26 protein-coding genes are annotated in these 25,329 nt (G+C 43.8%); 15 read left to right on the plus strand and 11 right to left on the minus strand.

Annotation, left to right across the window (positions count from 1 at the left end):
• The first annotated feature begins 82 nt into the window (after positions 1-82).
• The 7 genes from DZC72_RS05960 (at position 83) to DZC72_RS05990 (ending at position 7,366) form a co-directional block, all read left to right on the plus strand.
• Positions 83-487 (plus strand): DUF3592 domain-containing protein, encoded by a 405-nt coding sequence (locus DZC72_RS05960; RefSeq protein WP_161595300.1) that lies wholly within the window; start codon positions 83-85, stop codon positions 485-487.
• A gap of 63 nt (positions 488-550) precedes the next feature.
• Positions 551-1,942 (plus strand): alpha/beta hydrolase family protein, encoded by a 1,392-nt coding sequence (locus DZC72_RS05965; RefSeq protein ID WP_125221943.1) that lies wholly within the window; start codon positions 551-553, stop codon positions 1,940-1,942.
• Positions 1,939-3,051 carry an NAD(P)/FAD-dependent oxidoreductase gene (locus tag DZC72_RS05970; protein WP_125222618.1) on the plus strand — a complete coding sequence of 371 codons (1,113 nt, stop codon included), beginning with the start codon at positions 1,939-1,941 and terminating at the stop codon, positions 3,049-3,051. The genes DZC72_RS05965 and DZC72_RS05970 overlap by 4 nt, the downstream gene beginning before the upstream one ends.
• A gap of 167 nt (positions 3,052-3,218) precedes the next feature.
• The gene (locus DZC72_RS05975; protein WP_125221944.1) at positions 3,219-3,815 is read left to right on the plus strand and encodes a hypothetical protein; all 597 of its coding nucleotides are present in this window, start codon (positions 3,219-3,221) and stop codon (positions 3,813-3,815) included.
• The gene (locus DZC72_RS05980; protein WP_243641657.1) at positions 3,793-4,254 is read left to right on the plus strand and encodes a GreA/GreB family elongation factor; all 462 of its coding nucleotides are present in this window, start codon (positions 3,793-3,795) and stop codon (positions 4,252-4,254) included. Before DZC72_RS05975 ends, DZC72_RS05980 begins: the two co-directional genes overlap by 23 nt.
• Before the next feature lie 60 nt (positions 4,255-4,314).
• Positions 4,315-6,036 carry an IlvD/Edd family dehydratase gene (locus tag DZC72_RS05985; RefSeq protein WP_125221945.1) on the plus strand — a complete coding sequence of 574 codons (1,722 nt, stop codon included), beginning with the start codon at positions 4,315-4,317 and terminating at the stop codon, positions 6,034-6,036.
• Between the two features lies 1 nt (position 6,037).
• Complete coding sequence (locus DZC72_RS05990) at positions 6,038-7,366, plus strand: GntP family permease (RefSeq protein ID WP_125221946.1); 1,329 nt, start codon at positions 6,038-6,040, stop codon at positions 7,364-7,366.
• Between the two features lie 43 nt (positions 7,367-7,409).
• On the opposite strand, the gene arfB is transcribed toward DZC72_RS05990, so the two are convergent.
• The 7 genes from arfB to DZC72_RS06025 form a co-directional block, all read right to left on the minus strand.
• Positions 7,410-7,811, minus strand: coding sequence for an alternative ribosome rescue aminoacyl-tRNA hydrolase ArfB (arfB, locus tag DZC72_RS05995; protein WP_125221947.1), 402 nt, complete (start codon positions 7,809-7,811; stop codon positions 7,410-7,412).
• A 215-nt stretch (positions 7,812-8,026) separates the two neighbouring features.
• On the minus strand, positions 8,027-9,016 hold the full coding sequence (locus DZC72_RS06000; RefSeq protein WP_125221948.1) for an ABC transporter ATP-binding protein: 990 nt from the start codon (positions 9,014-9,016) through the stop codon (positions 8,027-8,029).
• Between the two features lie 83 nt (positions 9,017-9,099).
• The gene (locus DZC72_RS06005; protein ID WP_125221949.1) at positions 9,100-11,256 is read right to left on the minus strand and encodes a prolyl oligopeptidase family serine peptidase; all 2,157 of its coding nucleotides are present in this window, start codon (positions 11,254-11,256) and stop codon (positions 9,100-9,102) included.
• 90 nt (positions 11,257-11,346) lie between these two features.
• A complete protein-coding gene (locus tag DZC72_RS06010; RefSeq protein ID WP_125221950.1) occupies positions 11,347-12,336 on the minus strand; it encodes an aspartate-semialdehyde dehydrogenase in 990 nt (329 codons plus the stop codon).
• Between the two features lie 278 nt (positions 12,337-12,614).
• Positions 12,615-13,022 carry a large conductance mechanosensitive channel protein MscL gene (gene mscL / locus DZC72_RS06015; protein ID WP_125221951.1) on the minus strand — a complete coding sequence of 136 codons (408 nt, stop codon included), beginning with the start codon at positions 13,020-13,022 and terminating at the stop codon, positions 12,615-12,617.
• 77 nt (positions 13,023-13,099) lie between these two features.
• Positions 13,100-14,206 carry an alanine racemase gene (gene alr / locus DZC72_RS06020; RefSeq protein ID WP_125221952.1) on the minus strand — a complete coding sequence of 369 codons (1,107 nt, stop codon included), beginning with the start codon at positions 14,204-14,206 and terminating at the stop codon, positions 13,100-13,102.
• Positions 14,199-14,843: a thymidine kinase gene (locus DZC72_RS06025; RefSeq protein WP_125221953.1), complete on the minus strand. Its 645-nt coding sequence runs from the start codon at positions 14,841-14,843 to the stop codon at positions 14,199-14,201. Before DZC72_RS06025 ends, alr begins: the two co-directional genes overlap by 8 nt.
• A 106-nt stretch (positions 14,844-14,949) precedes the next feature.
• Here DZC72_RS06025 and DZC72_RS06030 point away from each other — a divergent pair, with 106 nt between their 5' ends.
• From DZC72_RS06030 to DZC72_RS06040, 3 genes are all read left to right on the plus strand, one after another.
• Positions 14,950-15,633 (plus strand): hypothetical protein, encoded by a 684-nt coding sequence (locus DZC72_RS06030; protein ID WP_125221954.1) that lies wholly within the window; start codon positions 14,950-14,952, stop codon positions 15,631-15,633.
• A gap of 61 nt (positions 15,634-15,694) precedes the next feature.
• A complete protein-coding gene (gene rsmI, locus DZC72_RS06035; protein ID WP_125221955.1) occupies positions 15,695-16,366 on the plus strand; it encodes a 16S rRNA (cytidine(1402)-2'-O)-methyltransferase in 672 nt (223 codons plus the stop codon).
• 38 nt (positions 16,367-16,404) lie between these two features.
• A complete protein-coding gene (locus tag DZC72_RS06040; protein WP_125221956.1) occupies positions 16,405-17,532 on the plus strand; it encodes a DUF819 family protein in 1,128 nt (375 codons plus the stop codon).
• A gap of 145 nt (positions 17,533-17,677) precedes the next feature.
• On the opposite strand, the gene DZC72_RS06045 is transcribed toward DZC72_RS06040, so the two are convergent.
• Complete coding sequence (locus DZC72_RS06045) at positions 17,678-18,280, minus strand: carboxymuconolactone decarboxylase family protein (RefSeq protein WP_125221957.1); 603 nt, start codon at positions 18,278-18,280, stop codon at positions 17,678-17,680.
• Between the two features lie 58 nt (positions 18,281-18,338).
• Between DZC72_RS06045 and DZC72_RS06050 the strand changes: the two genes are divergently transcribed.
• The 4 genes from DZC72_RS06050 (at position 18,339) to DZC72_RS06065 (ending at position 22,189) form a co-directional block, all read left to right on the plus strand.
• On the plus strand, positions 18,339-18,770 hold the full coding sequence (locus tag DZC72_RS06050; RefSeq protein ID WP_125221958.1) for an OsmC family protein: 432 nt from the start codon (positions 18,339-18,341) through the stop codon (positions 18,768-18,770).
• Between the two features lie 36 nt (positions 18,771-18,806).
• Positions 18,807-19,154, plus strand: coding sequence for a four helix bundle protein (locus tag DZC72_RS06055; RefSeq protein ID WP_125221959.1), 348 nt, complete (start codon positions 18,807-18,809; stop codon positions 19,152-19,154).
• A gap of 70 nt (positions 19,155-19,224) precedes the next feature.
• A complete protein-coding gene (recJ, locus tag DZC72_RS06060) occupies positions 19,225-20,913 on the plus strand; it encodes a single-stranded-DNA-specific exonuclease RecJ (RefSeq protein WP_125221960.1) in 1,689 nt (562 codons plus the stop codon).
• A 7-nt stretch (positions 20,914-20,920) separates the two neighbouring features.
• The gene (locus DZC72_RS06065; protein WP_125221961.1) at positions 20,921-22,189 is read left to right on the plus strand and encodes an MFS transporter; all 1,269 of its coding nucleotides are present in this window, start codon (positions 20,921-20,923) and stop codon (positions 22,187-22,189) included.
• Between the two features lie 19 nt (positions 22,190-22,208).
• On the opposite strand, the gene DZC72_RS06070 is transcribed toward DZC72_RS06065, so the two are convergent.
• Both DZC72_RS06070 and DZC72_RS06075 read right to left on the minus strand, forming a co-directional pair.
• Positions 22,209-22,964: a UDP-2,3-diacylglucosamine diphosphatase gene (locus DZC72_RS06070; RefSeq protein ID WP_125222620.1), complete on the minus strand. Its 756-nt coding sequence runs from the start codon at positions 22,962-22,964 to the stop codon at positions 22,209-22,211.
• 38 nt (positions 22,965-23,002) lie between these two features.
• The gene (locus DZC72_RS06075) at positions 23,003-23,452 is read right to left on the minus strand and encodes a 6-pyruvoyl trahydropterin synthase family protein (protein ID WP_125221962.1); all 450 of its coding nucleotides are present in this window, start codon (positions 23,450-23,452) and stop codon (positions 23,003-23,005) included.
• A gap of 87 nt (positions 23,453-23,539) precedes the next feature.
• On the opposite strand from DZC72_RS06075, the gene DZC72_RS06080 reads away from it, so the two are divergent.
• Entirely contained in the window at positions 23,540-24,187 is a 648-nt protein-coding gene (locus tag DZC72_RS06080; protein ID WP_125221963.1) for a 2OG-Fe(II) oxygenase, read from the plus strand.
• A 355-nt stretch (positions 24,188-24,542) separates the two neighbouring features.
• Here the strand turns inward: DZC72_RS06080 and DZC72_RS06085 are convergent, their stop codons facing one another.
• On the minus strand, positions 24,543-25,310 hold the full coding sequence (locus DZC72_RS06085; RefSeq protein ID WP_125221964.1) for an enoyl-CoA hydratase/isomerase family protein: 768 nt from the start codon (positions 25,308-25,310) through the stop codon (positions 24,543-24,545).
• Between the last annotated feature and the right edge of the window lie 19 nt (positions 25,311-25,329).

A 25,329-nucleotide genomic window follows, 5' to 3' on the forward strand; every position in this document is an offset into this window, starting at 1 on the left:
TATAATTAATCTTATAGCCGATGAAAGTTATCGGAAAGGCACCTCTAACCATTGTTTTAACTTTTGTTAAACTAACATGAAAATGATAGAATATTTATATGCAAGTCTGTTATTGATTTCAGTTGTACTCATCTATTTTGCCTTTAAACAATACAGTGTTTCTAAAGAATTGATGGCCGATGGAATTAAAACCAATGCCACCGTTATTGATCTACTAAGGGTCAGCAGTGATGACGGTTATACCTATAAACCTGTTTTTGAATATATAGATAGAACTAATAAGAGAATTACCTTTGAAAGTGAAGTAAGTTCCAATCCAGCCCCGTACAAGGTTGGGGATAAGGTTAAAATAGTTTACTCCAAGACCAGTGATCACAGAAGAATCATATCATTTTGGGGATTGTATCGATGGACTATAATACTTCTATCTTTCGCTTCACCTCTATTAATTATTGGAGGTGGATATTTACTATATTCAAGAGGATAGATAACAGTGTTCACTTTTAAACTATTTCAATCATTTATCTTTAAATAAGAAGGCCATCAATTAATGAAAACCCTCCCTTTACTTTTACTTTCATTCCTTTCGGCACTCACGATAACCGCCCAAGACATCACTGGCGATTGGCATGGGGCGTTAAAAGTACAGGGCATACAATTGCGGTTGGTCTTTCATATTCAAGAGGAGGGCGAGGGCTATACCGCTACCATGGACAGCCCAGACCAGGGGGCGAAGGATATTCCGGTGACTTCCACGTCTTTTGAAAATCAAGTATTTAAAATAAACATGCCCAACTTGGGTATTGTCTACGAAGGCACTTTAAACGAGGAAGGCACTATTACGGGTGATTTTAACCAATTTGGGCAAGTGATGCCCTTGGAACTGAGTCGGGAGGCTGCTAAAAAAGAAACGGTGATGCGCCCCCAAGAACCTGTAAAGCCTTATCCCTACTATACTGAAGAAATCAGCTTTAGAAACGAAAAGGCAGATATAGAGCTGGCTGGGACCTTAAGCCTGCCAAAACAAGAGGGTTTTTTTCCCGTGGTGGTCCTGATCAGTGGGAGCGGGCCCCAAAATCGGGACGAGGAATTGTTTGGGCATCGGCCTTTTTTGGTCTTGGCAGATCACCTCACCCGCAACGGTATTGCCGTCCTCCGCTATGACGATCGTGGCACGGCCCTGTCCACTGGGAATTTTGAATCGGCCACCAGCGAGGATTTTTCAGAAGACGTGGAAGCCGCTGTGGCCTATTTACGGACCCGGAAAGAAATCGATAAAAATAATATAGGGCTTGTCGGCCACAGCGAAGGGGGCATGATCGCGCCCATGGTGGCGAGTCGGGATAATGACATTGCCTTTATTGTACTCATGGCGGGCGTAGGGATTCCCGGTGACGAGCTGCTGTTGTTGCAGCAACGGGCCGTTGGAAAAGTGTCCGGCCTCAGCGAAACTATGTTGATGGATATTGAAACGGGCAATCGCACCGTTTTTTCCATGATCAAGGAATCCACAGACCTGACGCAGTTAAGTTCGGACCTTACCCAATACCTTAAGGAACATCCGGACAGCACCAAACCCCCTGGCGTGGATACCGACACCTATGCGCAAATGAAAGTAGACCAATTATTGAATCCCTGGTGGTTGCATTTTATCCGTTATGACCCGGCCAATGTTTTGGAAGAGGTTACCTGTCCCGTATTGGCCATCAATGGGGAAAAGGACTTACAAGTACCTCCCCAAGAGAATTTACCGGCCATACAAACGGCCTTAGAGAGGGGCGGAAATACGCAGGTGACCGTCAAGGAACTGCCTAGGCTCAACCACTTGTTTCAGGAAAGTGCTACGGGCTCCCCAACCGAATACGGACAGATTTCCCAAACCCTGGCCCCGGAAGCACTTGATACAATACTGTCATGGATACAAAATCAAGTCCAACTATGAACCTGAGCTATTGGGAGTACAAATCCTGGTTTTCCGAGGTGGATTTTACCATCATCGGGAGCGGTATCGTGGGGCTGACCTGTGCATTGCGACTCCGGGAAAAACATCCCAAAGCGACTATCCTAGTGCTGGAACGAGGTGTGTTGCCCCAGGGGGCCAGTACCAAAAATGCGGGCTTTGCCTGTTTCGGTAGTATCTCAGAAATTTTGTCCGACCTAAAATCCCATTCTGAGGAGGAACTTTTGTCCTTGGTGGAACAGCGCTATTTGGGCATCCTATCCCTTCGGGAACTTTTGGGCGACGACAATATTGGGTATTACAAGTATGGGGGGCATGAAGTGTTTTTGGAGAAGGATACGGCCCTGTACGAGACTTGTCTAGATCAATTGGCAAACGTAAACAAACTCCTAAATCCTGTTTTCAAGGAAGCGCCTTTTCGGCGGACTGAGAATAGGTTTGGATTTAAGGGGGTGCAAAAAAACTTTATCACACATTCCTTTGAAGGGCAAATCGATACGGGGAAGATGATGCGTTCTTTGTTGCAAAAAGCACAAAAATCCGGAATCCAAATCCTGAATGCCACAGAGGTCACAGACATAGAAGATTTAGGCACTTCGGTTATTGTAAAGTGCAACGATTTTGAAATCAAAACCAAGAAGCTGTTGGTCGCCACGAATGGCTTTGCCCAACAATTAATAAAAGAGGAAGTGCAACCTGCCCGTGCCCAAGTGATCATCACAAAGCCTATTCCCGGTTTGGCTATTAAGGGTACCTTCCATTTTGATGAGGGCTATTACTACTTCCGAAATATCGATGACCGAATCCTGTTCGGTGGGGGTAGAAACCTCAATTTTAAGAGCGAGGAGACCACTAAATTCGGTTCCACACAAGTCGTTCATGACAAACTGGAAGAGCTGCTACGGACCGTCATTGTACCCAACCAAAAGGTTGAAATCGATTATGGATGGAGCGGAATCATGGGCGTAGGTTCCCAAAAACGGCCCATTATCAAACAGCTTTCTGAAAACATGGCCTGCGGAGTGCGTTTAGGCGGTATGGGCATCGCTATTGGTACATCGGTAGGTAGGCAATTGGCCGGCATTTTCTAGTCTAAAACACCGTTTAACTATTTTTAATCCATCTTATCCTTCGGCCTATTGCAGATTCTTTTTTCTTCCTATATTGCAGGTCCCCGTTTCCGGGGATAAAGTGCCCCAAGCCTTTAGAACATCTTCCTATTCTTTTGCTTTTTTAACAAAAAAGAGAACTCCAGTATATGGGAAGAAGTTTCCTTGTCGCATGTATTTTATTGGGAATGTTGTCCTCGTGTGCCGTCAATCAGACAAAATACCAAAAACGCTACAATGAAATTTGGCGGGAGATGATACAATCACAGGCGTGGAAGGAGTCCCTGAAACAGAACAATGATGCAGAAACTACCGGAATGTATGTGAGCACGGACGATGATATCGTTTTGGAATCCAATTCTGATTTTGAGGAGAATCTGGCTTTTGAGGAACGCTACCAATCCCTGGTTTCCCGTGCCTATTTTAAGATCATTACAGAAGCGGAAAAGCTGGATGCCCAAATAGCCGCCCAATATACCCTTGCCAAGAACGACCCCAACGTTTCCAAAAGGGACCTAGATGAAGCGGAACGCAAGTTTTCCGCCCATAGGGCTATGCTCAGCGGTTTGCGTTCCTGGAATATCTTTAGCGAAGATCGGTCCGGGGATTTGGACTATTTTAAACGCGAGAATCGTGAGGCCGTTCAAAATATGATGAAGCAAGATCAGGGAACCAATCAAATGATTAACTTTCTCATTTATAAACTAGCCGACCTATATCACGTTGAAGAAGAAGCTGGAAATTAAGAAAGTAGCCTATCAACACTGTTTGGATTTTGTATCTGGCCGACTATCCCGTCTAAAAAAGCAGATACAAGAAGTGCAGGAATCCCTGACTTCGGAAACCAAAAGCACGGCAGGTGACAAGCACGAAACTGGTAGGGCCATGGTGCAATTGGAACGGGAAAAACTGGGAACACAACTCGCCGAGACCGAAAAAATGCAGCTGGTCATGAACCGGGTCAAACCCGGTTCCCAAAACAGACTCGCAGGAATGGGAGCGTTGATTGAAACCAACGGACCGTATTACTATATCGCCATTTCTTCGGGCGAAGTGAAGTTTGAAAACAACGCTATTTACTGCATTTCCCCTGCAACACCCATTGGAAAACTCTTGTTAGGCAAATCGGCTGGAGAGATTATTTCCTTCAACGGAAAGGACTTTTCCCTTTTATCAATCTCCTAAAAAATCCGTGATTTTTTTACCTATCTTGAAGGCAAATTAAAATTTGTTGCCAAGCTGACTATGGGTAAAGACAAAAAATTGCGAAGTTCCGAATGGTTCGGGGATGATGGTAAAATGGGATTTGTACACCGTTCTTGGTTACGCAACCAAGGCTATCCCGATGATTATTTTGAGGGTAGGCCCATCATCGGCATCTGTAATACCTGGTCAGAATTAACTCCTTGTAATGGACACCTTCGTGATTTTGCCGAGGTTGTAAAAAAGGGAATTTTGGAAGCTGGTGGCGTGCCCATGGAATTCCCCGTCATGTCCTTGGGCGAAACAATCATGAAGCCTACCACCATGCTTTTTCGAAATCTCGCTAGTATGGATACCGAGGAATCCATCCGGGCAAACCCTTTGGATGGTATTGTGCTCTTGACAGGTTGTGACAAAACCACGCCTTCCACCATCATGGGAGCCTGTAGTGTGGACCTTCCCACGCTTGTAGTGCCCGGCGGACCTATGTTAAGCGGACGCTTTCGTGGTGAAAAGGTAGGTTCCGGTTCCATGAACTGGATGATTAAGGAGCGGCAGGAAAATCAAGGATATTCCGCAGCGGATATACGGGAGGCCGAAGTCTGTGTGGCTCGAAGTATCGGCCACTGTAATACGATGGGAACAGCGTCTACCATGGCCACCATGACCGAAGCCTTGGGATTGACCTTACCGGGATATTCGTCCATTCCAGCAGCGGATTCCAGAAAGAAAATGTATGCACAACTTTCAGGGCGTAGGATCGTGGAGATGGTGAAAGAGGACTTGACCCTATCCAAAGTCTTGACGCGCAATGCCTTTGAAAACGCCATCATTGTAAACGCCGCCGTGGGTGGCTCCACGAACCTGATCATTCACCTCACCGCCATTGCCCGCAGGATCGGGGTCGATTTAAAATTGGAGGATTTTGACACCATAGGAAGTAAGATTCCATTATTAGTGAATATGAAGCCTTCGGGAAAATACCTGATGGAGGATTTCTACTATGCCGGAGGTCTTCCAGTGGTAATGAAGGAATTGATGCCACTTTTACACCAAGAAACCATAACCGTCAACGGAAAGGCCTTGACCGCCAATTATACCGATGCGGTCTGTTATGATTCCGATGTCATTGCGAAGCTTGAAAAGCCATTTCAGGACAAATCGGGTATCGCCGTACTTAAAGGTAATTTATGCGAAAACGGGGCGGTGATCAAACCTTCAGCGGCTTCGCCCAAACTCATGAAACATCGGGGTAAGGCCGTAGTCTTTGAAACGATGGAGGATTACCACGAACGGATAGACGACCCTAATTTGGATATCGACGAGAACAGTGTCATTGTTTTGAAGGGTGTAGGTCCCAAAGGTTATCCCGGAATGCCGGAAGTGGGGAATGTGGATTTACCCAAAAAATTGTTGGCCAAGGGCATTACGGATATGGTACGTATTTCCGATGGCCGTATGAGCGGTACCGCAGCGGGAACGGTCGTATTACATGTTTCTCCGGAATCTACGGTAGGCGGAACCTTGGCCGTGGTACAGAACGGGGATTGGATTGCCTTGGATGTGGAAAAAAGGACCTTACATTTGGATATTGACGATGACGAATTGGCAAAACGAAAGAAAGAATGGATCCCACCCAAACCTGTGGCCGATCGGGGCTATGTAAAAATGTATATTGACCACGTTGAGCAGGCCGATTTGGGTGCCGATTTGGACTTTTTGGTAGGTGGCTCAGGATCCAAGGTAGAACGGGATTTACACTGATATGGTACTGATTTACTTACTTCTGGCCATTGTGGCCATCATTTTCCTAACGACCCGATTGAAGGTCCATGCCTTTATGGCCCTGCTAATTGTATCCTTGGCATATGGACTTTTCGCTAGAATGTCCTACTCCGATATCATTGTATCCATTAATGAGGGTTTTGGGGGGACGCTGGGAAAAATCGGGTTGATTATCGTATTGGGGGTCATTATTGGGGCCTTTTTGGAAAATACCGGAGGCGCTTTTGCCATTGCAGAAAAGGTCTTGAACTTTATTGGCAAGAAACGCATCATTACCGCCATGGGGGTTTTGGGCTATATCGTTTCCATTCCCGTTTTTGCGGATAGTGGATTTTTATTGTTGCACCCCCTTTCCAAAAGTCTTTCCAAAAAAGCTAAAATATCCATTGCTGGTCCTGCCATTGCCTTGGGATTGGGATTGATGGCCTCACACACCATGGTGCCCCCAACCCCGGGACCCATAGCAGCGGCAGGTATTTTGGGGGCCGATTTGGGTTTGGTCATTGCCTTTGGCTTTCCGGTAAGTATTATTGCCTTGATTGCAGGGCTCGTTTTTGCGTCGAAGTATGCCTCCAAAACCTATATTGAACCCGAGTTGATCGGGGGTGCGGATTCTGAAAGGATATACAATGAACAGCCTAATGCCTTAAAATCTTCCATTCCCATCATTATACCCATTTTACTGATTGTTTTACGATCGATTTTGAACCCGGAACGAACAGGAATCGATAATGGTTTTGTCGACTTCCTAAATTTTGTCGGGGAGCCGGTCATTGCATTGCTCATAGGTGTTTTTCTTTGTTTGCTTTTGCCGAAAAAACTGGAGTATGATATGGTTTCTTCTTCAGGATGGATCGGCAAGGCCATCATGGATGCAGCATCGATAATCTTGATTACGGGTGCTGGTGGTATTTTTGGAAAAATCCTTCAAAACTCCGGTATTGCGGAAACCTTAGGAGATTTGCTCAGTGGATATAACTTGGGTATTTTTCTTCCTTTTGTTATTGCCGCTGCCATAAAATCGGCACAGGGTTCATCTACCGTGGCATTGGTAACATCGGCATCGATTATTTTTCCCATGATGACGTCCCTAGGTTTTGAAACGGAAATACAAAAAGCGTTGGTGGTGATTGTTATAGGCGCTGGATCGGCCGTGGTCTCCCATGCGAACGACAGTTTCTTCTGGGTCGTAACTCAAATGAGCGGTATGAACGTAAAGAACGGATATCGGTTGTTCAGTTTGGGAAGCGGAATACTCGGCTTTACCGGGGCGTTGGCCGTTTTTGTTTTATATACGCTATTTGCTTAAAATCAATTAAGTGAACGTATTTGGTAGGAGCTTAAATGTATAGCTATAATTCCGGTTTCCCCCGATTGGCTTTTTTAAGCGAGGCGATTTTCTTCGATTTTAATCGTTTTTCAATGGCCGATTTGGAAGGTTTACTTGCCTTTCTTTTCTTTCGTACGGTCAAGGCAGCTTCCAGGATTCCAAAAAATCGTTGGATGACCAAATCCTTGTTCTTGTGTTGACTTCTGGATTCATCACATTGCAAGAGAATGTTTCCATCCTTGTTAAGTTTGGTGTCCAACCTTTTCAATAGCCGTTCTTTTTCGGGAACGGAAAGTCCTTCGGATGTAGCCAAATCAAAAGTTAGTTCCACCTTGGAAGAAACTTTGTTGGCATGCTGTCCACCGGGGCCACTACTCCTAATGGCCTTAAATTGAAGCTCCCTTAAAATTACCTCTTTGTCCAAAACTGCTTTTGAACAAAGGTAAGATATCCTCGGCTATTGGATTACTTGATAAAAATAGGAATCAACAATAGGGAAAAAACGACAATGGTCAGGATAAAGTGAAATCTTTTCATGGTTGTAAAAATTAAAATTTACCCGATAACGCAGGGAACTTGAGTTTAGTTTATCAAACACAACATTTTTCTGAATATTAGATGAACAGAACCAATTTTCGGCTATAAGGAAGGAGTATGTTGTAACCGTTGATTGATGGTCTCTAGCGAGACGTTAAGAAAGATTTTCTTTCCAGATTGTAATTCCTTTGGGGCATGGAAGAACAAGGTTTCGCCCTCATCCGTATCACCCATAGCTAAATAATAGGCCCCCATGGGATAACTCTTTTTCACGTTCACAGGAATCCCCGAGTTTTCTGAAACCCGGAACTCATGGGCGTATACGATGATTTTCCGTTTGGTATTGGCATAGGATTTTAGAATGTCTATAGAGATGGAATTGGCCTCCCCAAATAGCGAAGCAATATATAGACTTTGGGGATTGTTATAGATTTCCATAGGATTGCCCCGGGCCAAAACGTTTTTGTCCTTAAGCACAATGACCCTATCCGTAAAGGGCAGCACGTCTTGATAATCATGGGTGGCAACGATACAGGTGATGCCATTTTCCTTTAAATATTTAAAAATATTTCTTCGAAGGCCGTTTTTTAGAAAATTGTCAATATGGCTAAAGGGTTCGTCCAGAAGGAGTATTTCCGGTTTTTGGGCCAATACGCGTGCCAGTGCGACCCGTTGCTGCTGCCCCCCGCTCAGGTTTTTCACTTTGGTATCGGCAAAATCGGTAAGCTCGATCATCTCCAAAAGTTCTTGGGTACGCTCCTTTAATTCCTTCGGATAGAAAACGGAAAGATATTGACTGATGTTTTCCGATACGGTTGTAAAAGGCATCAGGTCAAAATCCTGGGACAAGTATTTCATAAACGGGACGCCCGGTACCAAATTGTAGGCCGGTCCCAAAACAGGTTCGTCTTCCCAAAAGATCTGACCCTGTTCCAAATCCATCAGGCCATAGATGATTTTCAAAAGCGTACTCTTTCCACAGCCGCTCTCCCCAATGAGGGCCACATGTTCCCTGCGCTGGATTCTAAGGTCTATGTTTTCCAGTACGGTATCGGCATTATAACCAAAAGAAACATTTTCTATTCGTAGCATAACCAGTGTGCTGTTCAGTTGGACACAAAAAATCCGTTCCAAAAATAAGAACGGATTTTCTATTTAATTATTGATTTGATCCCTTACTCCTTGAATTCCTTTAAAACGGATTGGTTGGGCAATTCCTCAAAGCCCATATTGAAAAGGGTAAATCCAAAGATATCGGCATATTGTTCTATGGTCTTACTTACCGGAGTTCCCGCACCGTGGCCGGCATTGGTCTCGATTCGAATAAGGGTTGGGTTGTCCCCGGCCTGTTTTTCCTGCAGCTCCGCTGCAAACTTAAAGCTATGGGCAGGTACCACACGGTCATCATGATCGCCCGTAGTGACCAAGGTTGCAGGATACGCCGTTCCTTCCTTTACATTATGAACGGGGGAGTAGCCCTTGAGATAGTTGAACATTTCCTCACTTTCCTCCGAGGTACCATAGTCATAGGCCCAACCGGCTCCAGCGGTAAACGTATGATAGCGAAGCATATCCATGACACCTACGGCAGGCAGGGCCACTTGCATCAAATCAGGGCGCTGGGTCATGGTGGCGCCTACTAAAAGTCCGCCATTGGAACCTCCACGGATGGCCAGATATTCCTTAGAGGTGTATTGGTTGTCGATGAGATATTCCGCCGCGGCTATGAAGTCGTCAAACACATTTTGTTTTTTGGTCTTGATACCGGCATTGTGCCATTTCTTTCCATATTCCCCACCACCTCGTAGATTGGGAACAGCATAGACTCCGCCTTGTTCCATCCAAACGGCATTTACTATACTGAACGACGGGGTAAGGCTTACATTAAAACCTCCATAACCGTAAAGGATAGTAGGGTTTTTTCCGTTCAATTCGATTCCTTTTTTATGGGTGATGATCATGGGGATTTTCGTCCCGTCCTTGGAAGCATAGAATACTTGTTTGGATTTATAATCATTTGGATTGAAATCGATTTCCGGTTTCCAATATTGCTCGTACTCCCCGGTGTCTACATTGTATTTATAGGACGAACTAGGGGTATTATAATTGGTAAACGAAAAATAGAATTCCTTTTCGTCTTTTTTCCCGCCAAAACCACTGGCGCTTCCCACGCCCGGAAGCTGTACCTCACGCACCAAATTCCCTTCATAATCGTACTGAAATACTTTGGAAATGGCATCCACCATGTATTCCGTGAAAAAGTAACCTCCTCCCATATTTGGACTTAGGACATTTTCTGTTTCAGGGATAAAATCCTCCCAATTTTCCGTGGAGGGGTTTTTGGCATCCACAGTAACGATTTTTTGATTGGGTGCATTTCTATTGGTAACAATGTAGAGTTTGGAACCTACATTCTCAATGATGTAATTGTCCGATTCCGTATCATCTACAACGGGAATTAGGAGTCCGTTGGGGTCTTCTAGATCACGAATGAACAATTTGTTCCCCGAAGTAGAAATGGACGCGGATATAACAAGGTATTTTTCATCCTCGGTTACACTTGCCCCAACATAGCGATGTTTCTCTGTTGGTATGCCGCCATAAATCAATTCATCCTGCGATTGTGGCGTTCCCAATTTATGGTAGTATACTTTGTGCTGATCCGTCTTAGCGGAAAGCTCACTGCCTTTGGGCTTATCGTAACTGGAATAATAAAATCCGTCGTTCCCTTTCCAAGAAATACTACTGAACTTAATATCTATCAAGGTGTCTTCCACAATTTCCTTGGTTTCCGCATTCATTACGATGGCTTTTCGCCAATCGCTGCCCCCTTCCGAGATGAGATAGGCCGCAAGGGAACCGTCCTTGGTAAACTCCAATCCGGCCAAGGAAGTAGTGCCATCCTCAGAAAAGGTATTTGGGTCCAAGAACACCTCAGCCTCTGCGTCGCCCTTTTTTCTGTAAACCACATATTGGTTCTGCAGCCCGTTATTTTTGTAGAAGTATGTATAGTCGCCCTCTTTAAAAGGGGCACTTAGCTTTTCGTAGTTCCAAAGTTTTTCCAACCGTTTTTTTAGGTCGTTTCTGTAAGGGATGTTTTCCAAATAACCGAACGTGGTCTCGTTCTGTTTTTTTACCCAAGCTTCGGTTTCTGGGCTTCTGTCATCTTCCAACCAACGGAAGGGATCCTGTACCTCTGTTCCAAAATAGGTGTCTATAGTATCTACTTTTGCAGTTTCTGGATAGTTCACAACAATCGGTTCTTTTTTTGTTTCTGTCTTGCAGGCCAGCAAAGCTAGGGCAGTGAAGCAAAAGAAAATGGTTTTTTGCATGGTATTTTTGAATTAGTCGGACTAAAAATACCACAAAAAAACCTCCAAAACAGGGCTGTTTTGAAGGTTTTAACATTCTTTGTTAAAGGTTTAGACCAAGCTTTTTTCCACTAAATATTCCGCAATTTGGACCGCATTCGTGGCGGCTCCTTTTCTAAGGTTGTCCGCAACGATCCACATATTTAAGGTATTGCGATTGGTTTCGTCCCTACGGATCCTTCCAACAAAAACCTCGTCCTTGTCGTGGGCGTAGATGGGCATGGGGTAGGTATTGGTATCCGGATTGTCCTGTACCGTAACCCCGGGCGTATCGTTTAGAATTTGTCTGACTTCGTTAAGGTCAAAATCATTGTGGAATTCCACATTGACGGATTCCGAATGACCGCCGGAAGTTGGAATCCGTACGGCCGTGGCCGTTACCGAAAATGTCCTGTCGTCCAATATTTTTTGTGGCTCACGCGCCAGTTTCATCTCTTCTTTGGTATAACCGTTTTCAAGGAAAACATCGCAATGTGGCAATGCATTTCTGCCGATGGGATACGGGTAGGCCATTTCACCAGGTACTCCGGCAATTTCATTTTCCAATTGTTTGACGGCCTTGAGCCCAGTTCCGGAAACCGATTGATAGGTAGAAACGATTACCCGTCTCATTTTATATTTTTTATGAAGCGGGGCAAGGGCCATTACCAATTGTATGGTAGAGCAATTGGGGTTGGCAATGATCTTGTCCTTCGCAGTTAAAACATCTGCATTGATTTCTGGAACCACCAATTTCTTATCTGGGTCCATACGCCAAGCGGATGAATTGTCCACAACGGTAGTTCCGGCCTCTGCAAATTTTGGTGCCCATTCCAAGGAGGTATCCCCACCTGCGGAGAAAATGGCTATTTGCGGTTTGGCCGCAACGGCATCCGCCAATCCAATAATGGTGTATTCCTCACCTTTGTAAGACATTTTTTTGCCAATAGATCGTTCCGAGGCGACCAACAAAAGTTCGCTAATGGGAAAATTACGTTCCGCCAATACTTTCAACATCACCTCACCTACCATTCCAGTGGCACCTACAACAGCTACCTTCATATTTTTATGTTTTTAATTTCTCGCGCAAAAATAGATAATACCCAAATGTGGACAAGGGAATTCGGCATTAATAAATAATATATAACAAAAAGTTATAAAATAAACAAATTGTGTAAAATCTGAAATTCAAGAAATTCAATTTGCAATGGCTCTTAAACCTTGGAGCATTTTTAATCCTGAATATTGGATAAAAAAATACCGCCAAACTGCTAGCGAAGCAATGTTGGCGGTTTTTAAAGTTAAACTGCGGTGCAGCGGTATCTCCTGAAAACGGATAATTACTTTTTTAAGGCATCCCTAATTTCCATAAGCAACTCCTCTGCAGTTGGGCCTTTTGGTGCTTCTGGAGCAGGTTCTTCCTTCTTTTTGGTTTTGTTGTATGCCTTAACGATCATAAACAATACAAAGCCTACGGTAATCAAATTGATGATGGCGTTGACCCATTTACCGTACATGATGGCATTTTCCGGTTTGGTAACTTCACCATCGGCACCCACAACGGCTTCGTCCAATACTATTTTCATATCCGCAAAGTCAAGTCCACCGGCAAAATGGCCTACGATGGGCATCATTATATCGGAGACAAATCCATTGACAACAAGACCAACGGCCCCGGCAAGAATAACCGCAACTGCCAAGTCGATGACATTTCCGGTCATAATAAAATTCTTAAATTCTTTTAGCATGATTTAGTGTTTTATTGGTTAATAGTCCTGCAATGTATGAAAAAATTGTTCTTAAAAAAATGTGAAGGAAATCAATTTTATGGGGTATAAATTCTTTTGACCCGTTGTGAAATACCTGTAATCAACTCATAGGAGATGGTGTTTGCGGTTTTTGCCACGTCATGGGCCGATAGCTGAGGTCCAAATATCACTACCTCATCCCCTTCCTTACTGGGTATATCCGTAATATCGATCATGATCATATCCATACAGACATTTCCTATAATGGGTGCCATTTGACCGTTGACCAACACAAAGGTTTTACCTTTTCCATATTGCCTTCCAATACCATCTGCATGGCCAATGGGCAAGGTAGCCGAAACACGGGGAGACTTTGAAACATAGGCCCTGTTATAGCCTACGGTATCGTTTGGGCTCAAATGGTGTATTTGTGAAATGATGGTTTTTAAGGTGGCAATGGGCTTTAGTTCCGCATCAAATTTCGCTTCGTTCCCGTAACCGTATAAGCCTATTCCGCTTCGGACCATATCATATTGGGCTTCCGAATAATTCAGAATGCCAGAAGTATTGAGAATATGCCTTATAGGTTGAATTTTCAACCGATTAGCTACTTCCACACTTATTTTTTCAAAGAGAGCAATTTGGTTTTTGGTAAATACTTCTTCCTGGGGGTCTTCGGTAGCGGCTAAATGGGAAAATAGGGAAACTATTTCCAGATTATCCTGATTTTGCAATAATTGAAAAAGGGATTCCAAATCCTTTTCCCCAAACCCCAATCGGTTCAATCCGGTATTGAACTTGATATGTACGGGATATCGGTTGATTTTTTTCTGTATCAACAATGCCATGAATTGGTTCAGTATGCCAAAGGCATAAAGACTTGGTTCCAACTGGAACTCTATCAGCCTTTCAAAATTAACGGCTTGTGGGTGGAGCACCAAAATTGGTTTCGTAATACCCGCTTTTCTCAGGGCAACCCCTTCCTTAACATAGGCCACCGCAAAATAATCCGTGCCTAGCTCCTGTAATTTCAATGCGATTTGGTCCGCATCGCTACCGTAGGCAAAAGCCTTGACCACAGAAAGAAATTTGGTACTCGGATTCAATTTGGTGCGCAAAAAACGATAATTATGTTCCAGAGACTTCAAGTCTATTTCCAGAACGGTCTCCTGGGCCTTAGGCATTTGATTTATTATTAGGATTTTTAATTTCCTCTGAATCTACCTTCATATGCTTCACTTTCTCCTTTAGCATGGCCTTGAAAAATGCTCCGCGGCTCAAGGGCTCGTATTCATTTGTTTCACCTAGCATTACAAGCTTATCGTTATTGGATTTACGAAAACTGTAATTGGCCAAATTGCCCGTTCTCGTGCAAATGGCATGTACTTTGGTCACATATTCCGCAGTGGCCATGAGCGCGGGCATAGGGCCAAAAGGGTTTCCCTTAAAATCCATGTCCAACCCCGCTACGATTACCCGGATACCCTTGTTGGCAAGGTCGTTGCAAACGGTTATGATCTCATCGTCAAAAAACTGTGCCTCATCAATACCTATCACATCGCAGGTATCGGCCAAAATACGAATGTTGGCGGCGGCGGGCACCGGGGTAGAACGAATTTCGTTGGCATCGTGGGAAACCACCATATCGTCATCATATCGCGTATCTACCATGGGCTTAAAAATCTCTACTTTAAGCTTGGCGAACTGGGCCCTTTTTAGCCTGCGTATCAATTCCTCGGTCTTACCCGAAAACATGGAGCCTGCAATGACCTCGATCCAGCCGAATTGTTCTTGGTGATTAACGGTGTTTTCGAGAAACATTTTGTATTTTTAAACGAAAATAAGAGGTTTTTCCGTTCTATTCATAGAATCTTAAAGTTATTAAAAAAAGGTGCGGGATTAGCGTGGAATAACCTAATTTGTAGTTATGAAGGAAAAATTAAGGGAAGATCTTATCAAAATGTCCACGGACATTATTACTTCCAGGGAGGTTAAGGACATCACGGATTTGTATGAGGCCGCCAAAAAGCTTTACGAGAAAATTGCGGTACTCAAGTTTATCGAGGAGGAACTGAATGATATTCAAGTAGACGTTTCAAAAAACGTTATTGCGGAAAAGTTTGAAAAAATGGCCAAGGCCGTGATGAGTGCCAATACCTCCGTTCCTGAAAGTAATCCACATGAGGAAGACATCATGACTCCAGGGATGGATACCATAAAAGATATGGTTTCAGAAATGCCCAATTCAGATAGCTTGGAAGAGGTGTTAACGGAGTTCATGGCCAGACCTGACCTGATGAAGAACGATAAAGAGCTGTTTATGCCCCCCGCAAGCCCCAAGAAACAGGATATTCCTAAATCCTTGAACGATAGTTTAGTAACCAAGGAGCTCAAAGTAGACCTGAACAGCAAGCTTGGGTTTATAAAGCATCTTTTTCATGGAAGTACGGAGGACTACAATAGGGTATTGTCCCAATTGAGTACCATAGACAGCCATGAGCGATCGATTTCCTTCATTAAAAATATGGTTAAGCCAGATTATGATAATTGGGAAGGAAAGGAAGAATATGAAATACGTTTTATGGAATTGATAGAACGTAGATTTTTATAAAAGCGGAAATTATAGACTGATAAGGCCCAACACTTGGTGTTGGGCCTTTAATTTTGGAACTATGGGAAAACTATATATTGTGCCAACGCCCATTGGCAACTTGGAGGATATTACCCTAAGGGCCATTCGGGTTTTAAAAGAAGCTGACTTGATTTTGGCCGAAGACACCCGTACCAGTGGAAAGCTTTTACAACATTTGGCGGTGACTACGCCCATGCAAAGCCACCATATGCACAATGAACACAAAACGGTTTCCGGACTTGTGGAACGGATTCAAGGAGGTAAAACGGTTGCCTTGATTTCTGATGCGGGAACGCCCGCCATTTCCGACCCCGGGTTTTTATTGACCCGCGCTTGTGTGGAAGCCGGTGTGGAAGTGGAATGCCTGCCCGGGGCCACGGCCTTTGTACCCGCCTTGGTCAATAGTGGTCTCCCCAACGATAAATTTGTTTTTGAGGGTTTTTTGCCCGTGAAAAAAGGAAGACAGACAAGACTGACCCTTTTGTCCGAAGAAACCAGAACGATGATTTTTTACGAATCCCCCCATAAATTGCTCAAGACATTGACCAATTTTGTAGCGTATTTTGGTGCGGATCGTCCCGTTTCCGTATCCAGGGAACTTACCAAAATGTACGAGGAAATCGTTAGGGGAACAGCGGAAGAAGTTCTAAAACACTATACTGAAAAGCCCCCAAAAGGTGAAATAGTGATTGTCGTGGGGGGTAAAAAATAATCCCAAAACAGAATTAAATTTTAGTTTATATTGTTCCTATGTATGCGCCATGGGTCATTTCCGCTTTTACCGTAATTGCTGTCTATTATTTGGACCGATGGGAAAATAGGCACATTAAGTCACTGTTCGATTGGGTTCCGGCCATACTGCTGGCCTATATTATTCCTGCCCTTATTTCATATAGCTTCAACGTAGACTATTCACAGGCCGAAATCCATAATTTTAGTCGGGATTATTTTATTCCCTTGGCCATTATTGCCGTCATGAGCAGTTTGTCCTTGGGACAGTTGAAGTCCATAGGCTATAAGCCGATACTTGTTTTTGTTGCCGGCTCCTTTTTTATAGCGGTTTTCCCCATACTCCTTGTGTTTGTATTTTCTGACACCGAATTGATTTCGGAGACCATGGTAAATCAAGATTACTGGATGGGCATACCGCCCATTGTGGGCAGTTGGATTGGGGGAAGTACGAGTCAGCTCGTATTGAAGGAATTGGTGGAATGTCCGGAGAATATCTTTTTGACCGTGTTGGTGATGGATAATATTTTGGTGAACGTATGGACGATCTTGATGTTCCAGACCATAAAAAAGAGCGATTTATTAAATAAGAGGTTTCGGGTAACCGATGTTGCCATTCCAGAGGATATCCGTTTGGAAAAGGGAAGCAAATGGAAGCCATGGATATGTGCCTTGGTGCTACTAATCATTGTGGTTGTAAGCAATTACCTTATTGATAGCTTCATTGTAAAAGTGGTGCTGCTTTCATTTGTTGGGTTGGCGTTGAGTAATTTTCTTCCTAAATGGAATTATAGTTTCGCCCTGAAAGCAGGAGGAATCTTAATTATCGTGGTGATGGCGGTATTGGGCCTGAAATTACAGCTGGCCACGTTGGGCTTCAATCTACCTTTTTTTGGTTTTTTATGTATTTGGCTGTTGGGACATTTTGTTTTTATGATGCTGGTGGCCAAAGCACTGAACGTGAATATGGCCTGGGTACCCATTGCCAGTATGGCCAATGTGGGCGGTATAGCTACGGCTCCCGCCGTTACGGCCGCCTATAACCTTAAATGGATGCCCCATGCCATTGTACTGGCCATTTTAAGTATGGCCACAGGTACCTTTTGGGGAATGTTGACGATTTGGCTGTTCAGGAGTTTTTTGTTGTGAGTATAAATTTTAATTCATTATAATATTTTGCTTCTCGCTTTCTGTTAGACTGAAGGCAGGAAGCTTGAAGTGACAGAAAAATCATTTCTTTAAACAACGACCAACAACCCTTGCCCAGAGCGCAGTCGAAGGGAACAACCAACAACTAATACCTTGACCCATCATGCTTCCCTTTCTCCCAACCGTGTTTTCCCAAATATTGGTCGGCACTTTGTACCGCTCCATCCTCAATGGAGGTTCCCATGGAGTCGTTCCAGCGGTTTAGGTATCCAAAAAGTGAAATCACGCCCAGCATTTCCACAATCTCACCTTCGTTCCAGTATGTATAAAGTCGCTCCTTAATTTCGGCATCCACGGCGTTTGGTACTTGCGAAGCCTGCACTGAAAAATCCAGAGCGGCCCGTTCCGCTTCGGAAAAGGCAGGATGGGTACGATATTCCCAAATATTGTCCAATTGTTCCTGCTCCGCCCCGTATCGCTCTGCCGCTCGAATGGCATGTGCCTGGCAGTAGCGACAGCCCGTGGCATTACTACTGACCCAGGCAATCAACCTTTTTAATGCCGAAGTGACCCTACCTTCATTGGCCATTACGGCTTTGTTGAGATTGATGAATGCCTTTGAAATAGCAGGCCGGTGCTGCATGGTCAATACGGAATTAGGGCAAAATCCTAAGGTTTCATTGAAGAATTCGGCTAAATTTTTTGTTTCGGGGTCGTGATTGGGTTCTAATGGATTTACAAGTGCCATAGGCTATTTTTTGGAGGTTAATTATGGTATTTTTGTATTCCACAAGAAACAAAAAATTATGGGCACAACAAATCACATTACCACCAAATGGTTGGGAAACATGGCCTTTGAGAGCAATAATCCCTCAGGGCAAACGATACGGATAGACATCGCCAAGGAAGACGGTGGCGACGGTAGTGGGGTAAGACCCAAGGCTCTTATGCTATCCGGATTGGCAGGATGTTCTGGCCTGGACGTTGCCGCGCTTATCAAAAAAATGAAACTGGAGGTAACCGATTTTCACATCGAAACCATTGCAAATCTTACGGATGAGCATCCTAAATATTATGATAGGGTGGTCATAGAGTACCATTTTCATGGACCTAACCTTGATGAAAAAAAATTACAACGGGCAGTAGATCTTTCCGTTGAGAAATATTGTGGGGTGATGGAGATGTTCCGGAGGTTTGCTGTATTGGATATCAGGACTATATTTCACTCCGTGAAATAAAATACAAACACAAATACAAAAATCAAATTCAAGGAGATGTCCAAAGTATATGACCTGGAAGATAGGCTGGTGACATTTGCCTCTAATGTCGCTATCTTTTGTAAGGATATACCAAATGACTTTACCGGTCAATATTATGGCAACCAACTTTTACGTTCGTCAGGGAGTGCAGCCTTAAATTTCGGGGAAATGCAAGGCGACCAAACGTCAAACGATTTTAAAAATAAAGCTACTATTTCTTTAAAAGAGTTGAAGGAATCAAGAATTAATATCAAGATATTATCTAAAATTGAATATGGGAATATTGATAGGCGTAATGAACTTCTGGACGAAACGGAGCAGTTGATAAAGATTGTAGCAACCATAATCAAGAATAAAGGATAAATGGTTTTTCTTTAACTAAACCATTTAACTTTTTGTTTTTGTATTTTAATTTGACATTTGAGTTTTAACAATGCGCTGGACGATAAAACCTAGACCGGAACAAGTTGAGATTGAGCGATTGGCCAATGCCTTGGGTGTGGAAAAAATCGTGGCCCATTTACTCCTTCAGCGGGGTATTTCGACTTTTGAGGAGGCCAAAGAATTCTTTCGGCCACAATTGGAGGAATTGCACGATCCTTTTTTGATGAAGGACATGGATTTGGCGGTAGCCCGAATCGAAATGGCCATAGCCAAAAATGAAAATATCTTGATTTATGGCGATTACGATGTGGATGGAACCACGGCCGTAGCCCTAGTATCTTCCTATTTACTTTCGTATTATCCCAATGTGGCCACCTATATCCCAGATAGATATGACGAGGGTTATGGGGTGTCCTACAAGGGAATCGACTTCGCCGAGGACAATGGGTTTAGCCTCATCATCGCCTTGGATTGTGGTATCAAGGCAGTGGAGAAAGTTGGGTACGCCAAGGAAAAGGGAATTGATTTTATCATTTGCGACCACCACAGACCGGATTCGGTTCTACCTCCTGCGGTTGCGGTATTGGACCCCAAAAGGGAGGATTGTAACTACCCCTATGATGAACTCTGCGGTTGTGGTGTGGGGTTCAAGCTGGTTCAGGCTATAGGTTTTCGACGAGGGGAGGAGATTAATGACTTGTTGTATTACCTTGATTTAGTGGCCACTGCCATTGGAGCCGATATCGTACCGATAACCGGTGAGAATCGAATCTTGGCATTTTATGGCCTACAGGTTATCAACCAGAATCCTAGGGCCGGGTTCAGGGCCATCATACAACAACTTAAAAAATCGACCCTGACCATTACCGATGTCGTGTTTATCATCGCGCCCCGTATAAACGCCGCCGGAAGAATAGAGCACGGCCAACATGCCGTAAACCTACTCACCGAAACGGATATTTCAAAAGCTATAAAGTTTGCATCGGAAATAGAAAAATATAATTCCGATAGAAAAGGATTGGACCAGGAAATCACCCAGGAAGCCCTTTTGCAGATTCAGAACAACAAGGAGGAGGACCGATTCACATCGGTAGTATTTCAAGAGCATTGGCATAAAGGAGTTATTGGTATCGTGGCCTCCAGATTGACAGAAACCTATTACAGACCTACTTTGGTTTTTACCAAAAGCGGGGATAAATTGGCCGCCTCCGCCCGATCGGTTAAAGGTTTCGATGTGTATAATGCTTTGGAAAGTTGTTCCGATTGTATCGAACAATTTGGCGGGCATAAATATGCCGCTGGCCTTACCTTATTGGAGGAACAGTACGAAGTCTTTAAGGAACAATTTGAAAAAGTAGTTAAGGAGTCAATAGATCCTTCCTTGTTAACTCCTGAAATCTTGGTCGACTGCATAATTGAACTTAAAGACATTACCCCAAAATTATGGCGGATTTTAAAGCAATTCGCACCTTTTGGACCAGGTAATATGGCTCCTGTTTTTATGGCCCAAAATCTAGTGGATACAGGCTATGCCAGAACTGTGGGGCAGGAAGATGCTCATTTAAAGGTATCCGTTACACAGGAGGATAGCTATAGGATTGACGGTATAGGTTTCAATCTTGGGGATAAACTTGCCAAGGTTACCAGTAGGAAACTATTTGATGCCGTATTCTCCATAGATGAAAACGAATGGCAGGGAAACACTACTCTTCAGCTAAAAATTAGGGATATAAAATAGCCACAGCATGACCCAAAAGATTGACCCGTATGCGGCCTTACGGTTTAGGGAATTCAATATTTTTTTACTGGTGCGCTTTGCCATGGTCTTTGCTTGGTCCATGCAGTTCATCGTAATCGAATGGCAAGTGTATACCTTGACAAAGGACCCGTTGTCCTTGGGAATCATTGGTTTGATGGAGGTAATCCCGGCCGTGGGAATGGCACTTTTTGCAGGCCATATCGTGGACCAAAAGGAAAAACGGAACCTTTTGGTGAAATGTATTTTGGGCTTTTCGGTGATTAGTTTCGGTCTATTTTTGTTGAGTTGGCCCGGTTTGGAAGACACTTGGGAAACAAAGACCATTTTGTATGGAATCTACGCTCTTGTTTTTATGGGTGGCCTGGTGCGGGCTTTTTTGGGCCCCACGATTTTTTCCTTGATTGCGCTCATCGTGCCCAAGAAAATTTATCCGAATGCGGCTACGTGGAGCAGCTCTACCTGGCAATTGGCTTCGGTTTTAGGACCGGCATTGGCTGGGTTTTCCATTAGTTTTATTGGGGTACATTGGTCCATGTGCGTCATTTTTGGATTTTCGGTATTGGCATTGATTACCTTGTTCCAAATACCACGAAAACCGATCATGAACCCCAAAATTGGGGAACCGGTCTTTCAAAGTTTGCGGGAAGGTTTGAGGTTTGTGTTCAATACCAAGGCCATCTTAGGGGCTCTTACCTTGGATATGATCGCGGTACTCTTTGGAGGTGCGGTGGCCCTGTTGCCTGTTTTTGCCCAGGATATTCTACATGTAGGTTCTGAAGGCTTTGGGATTCTCAGGGCCGCTCCAGCCGTTGGCGCGTCCATTACCATGTTGGGTTCTACCCGCTTTCCTTTGCATAAAAACGCGGGAATAAAACTGCTTTGGGCCGTTTTTGGGTTTGGGGTCTGTATCATCGTTTTTGGGATGTCCACGTATTTTTGGCTATCGGTCATAGCACTATTTGTGAGCGGTGCCGTTGACGGAGTGTCCATGATCATTCGCCAGACCATCCTACAATTAAAGACACCGGACAACATGCGGGGTAGGGTTGCATCGGTAAACTCCATGTTCGTGGGCTCTTCCAACGAATTGGGCGCTTTTGAAAGTGGGGTAACTGCGAAACTTATGGGAACGGTTACGGCCGTAATTTTTGGCGGAAGTATGACTATTCTAACCGTTGGGCTAACAGCTCTGGCGTGGCCATCCTTTAGAAGATTGGACCTTTCCAAGGATATCGAGGACCATGAAAAGGAATGAGGCTCATCCTTTTAAAAGGTTAATCATATTTTTTTAATTCCAGTTTCTTCCCATCAAAAACGGCATAAGTAAAGTAATTGACCCAATCCCCAATATTGGTATATCTTGATTTTTCGTTGAGGTCGATTTCCAAGGGTAGATGTCGATGTCCGAATATAAAATGGTCGTAGTGCTGATTCTGCAATTTACGTTTGGCATACTGTACCAGCCATTCCGTATTCTCCCCTAAAAATTTGGCATCATCATCGCCGGAAATCAATTTGTTTTTTACCGAGAAGTACTGGGCTACCTTTACCCCCAAATCTGGATGTAGCCACCTAAAGAACCATTTGGCCACTGGATTGGTAAACACCTTTTTCATTCGTTTATACCCTTTGTCATGAGGGCCTAGGCCATCACCATGTCCTATAAAAAATGAAACCTCGTTTATCTGGTATTGTTTGGGTGCATGATACACTGGAATATTCAGTTCTTCCTCAAAATAGCCGTTCATCCAAAGGTCATGATTGCCCACAAAATAATAAATGGGAATTCCAGCATCCGATAGTTCTGCAAGTTTCCCTAAAGTTCTGGTAAAACCTTTTGGCACAACGGTTTTATACTCGAACCAAAAATCAAAGAGGTCGCCCAAAAGAAAAATGGCACCGGCATCGGTCTTAATCCCATCCAGCCATTTCACGAATTTTTGCTCCCTTGGAAAGCTCGTTTCGGTATTGGGGGCACCCAAATGATTATCGCTCGCAAAGTATACCTTTTTGCCAATGGGAAGATGTATAGTGGTCATGATGGATAAAGATAGGAAATGTTTGCGCCTTAATTGTCACTGGCATGCCATTCCGCAAAGGAGGTTTCCGTTTCCTGAAGTTTCAAAGAGAATAGTTCGATGTTTTTGGGAAGTCTGGCCTTAATTTTTTTTGCAAAGTCTATGACCATATTTTCACTGGTAGGCTGGTAATCAGCCAAAATCACGTTATGACCTCTTTCCGTAAGTTCTTTGGCCAGTTCCACATGGGGCGTGTTTTTATTGAATACCGTGGCGTGATCAAATTTGTCCACAATTTCTTCCTTGACGATTTTTTTTAGGTCGCCAAAATCAATGACCATTCCCAGTTTTACATGGGAGGTATCCGTAATGGGTCTTCCTATTACGGTAACCGAAAGTTTATAACTATGGCCATGCACGTTTCGGCATTTGCCATCGTAGCCATATAGTGCGTGGCCGGTCTCAAAATTGAACTGTTTGGTAATCCTAATAGTACCCATAAGAATTCATTGGTTGTACAAAGGTATTCAATTTGTAAAACCGATCTGTTTTAGATTTACATTTGTCGGCTTTTTAAAAAAATCGAAATGGCAGGATTGGTAGAACAACTTGACTTTGAGGAGAATCCGCTTTTTGAGCGATTGATCGAGGATATCCTCAGGGACGGTTACAGTATCCTGGATACATTTTTTCCCGAGGAAACCATTAACGGCCTACGTGCCGACCTGCTCTACAAATATGAAGAGGACTATTTTAAAAAAGCGGCTATTGGGAACCGGACCAATGAAATCATTAAAACGGAAATACGGGGCGATTTCATTCTATGGATGGACGAGACCAAACTAAACACCGTCCAATCGTCATTTTTTAATAGGATCAACGAACTTTCAGATTATCTCAACAAGACCTGTTTTCTGGGTATCTTAAAAAAGGAATTTCATTATGCGGTCTATCCGGCGGGCAAGTTTTACAAACGGCACTTGGATACCTTTCAAAATGACGATGGGCGCAGACTTTCCGTCGTGTATTATTTGAACGAAAACGATTGGTTGCCCGAACATGGGGGAGAGCTGGTGCTCTACCTAAACGATGAAAATGGAAAGGAATATGCCAAGCAGGTATTTCCAATGCCCGGCAGGACGGTCATATTTGAAAGCCAAAAAATTGAACACGAGGTAAAACCGGCCAACCGACAGCGATTGAGTATCACGGGCTGGCTGAAGACCCGTTCCTAAAATCAATTTCAAGCTCAAGAATCAAATTCGAGCTCAAACTAAAATATCAAGTACAAATACAAGTTTAAGAACAAATATCAAACTCAAGTTCAAAATTGAGTATATCTGTCCACTGTGTGGTGAAAGAATGCGGGCCTGTTCCTGGTCAGTAAGGAATTTCTTCTGATTTCAGGAAGTTGAGGTATCACTGGCACTAACGTTTGAACTTGCGTCTTGTGCGTATTCTGTTCACAAAATATACAACTACGACAAAAAGGGCGAGTATGGGAAAGATAAGGTCCCCGTTTAAAAACTGAAATATTTCCATGGAGTTAACTTATTATGGACAACAACGGAGTATACCATGGGATATTGCCTATTGTTTGAATTTTGATAATGCGTTTCGGGTAAAATCAGAAAGCACTAAAGTACCGGTAATGGCAGCACGCTCAAGCAATAAGTGATTCCAATGATCGGTTCCTTTCCAAAGCACCTTTTTCCATTCGGTCAGCGCATCAGGGTTATAGGATGCCAATGTATTGGCAAAAAAGTCGAGTTCCCTGTCCATTTCGGAAAACGAATCGAATACCCTGGAGAACAATCCTTTTTCCTGGGCCCAGTAGGCCGATTTCCACTCTGTTGTTGCAAGTGACAACTCTGATAGTCCGCCCGATCCAATTTTACGTTCCACAGCCGGTTCAATGACCAAGGGCGCTATGCCTATACTCAATTCAGATAGTTTTATGGCGGCATTTTCATGGGCAAACACATAATCACAGGCAGCGGCCAACCCAACGCCCCCGCCAACGGTTTTTCCCTGTACCCGTCCTACGATCATTTTTTTACAGGTTCGCATGGCGTTGATGACATGGGCAAACCCACTAAAAAACGCCTTGCCTTCTTCCAAGTTGGATACGGCCATTAACTCGGTAAAGGAGGCCCCGGCACAGAAGGCCTTTTCACCTTCGGACTTTAAAATGATTACATGGACATCCTTTTTATTGGAAAGCTTATCAAACTCATTGGCCAACCGTTCCAACAAAACCGCCACGAAGGAATTACTGGCGGGATGCCCAAACTCTATGGTCGCAACATTGCCGTTCATACTGGTGTAAAGACTGCCGTTTTCCCTATCGGTTCCCATAATCAAAAGGTTTTCATCA

Source organism: Maribacter algicola, assembly GCF_003933245.1.
GTDB lineage: Bacteria > Bacteroidota > Bacteroidia > Flavobacteriales > Flavobacteriaceae > Maribacter > Maribacter algicola.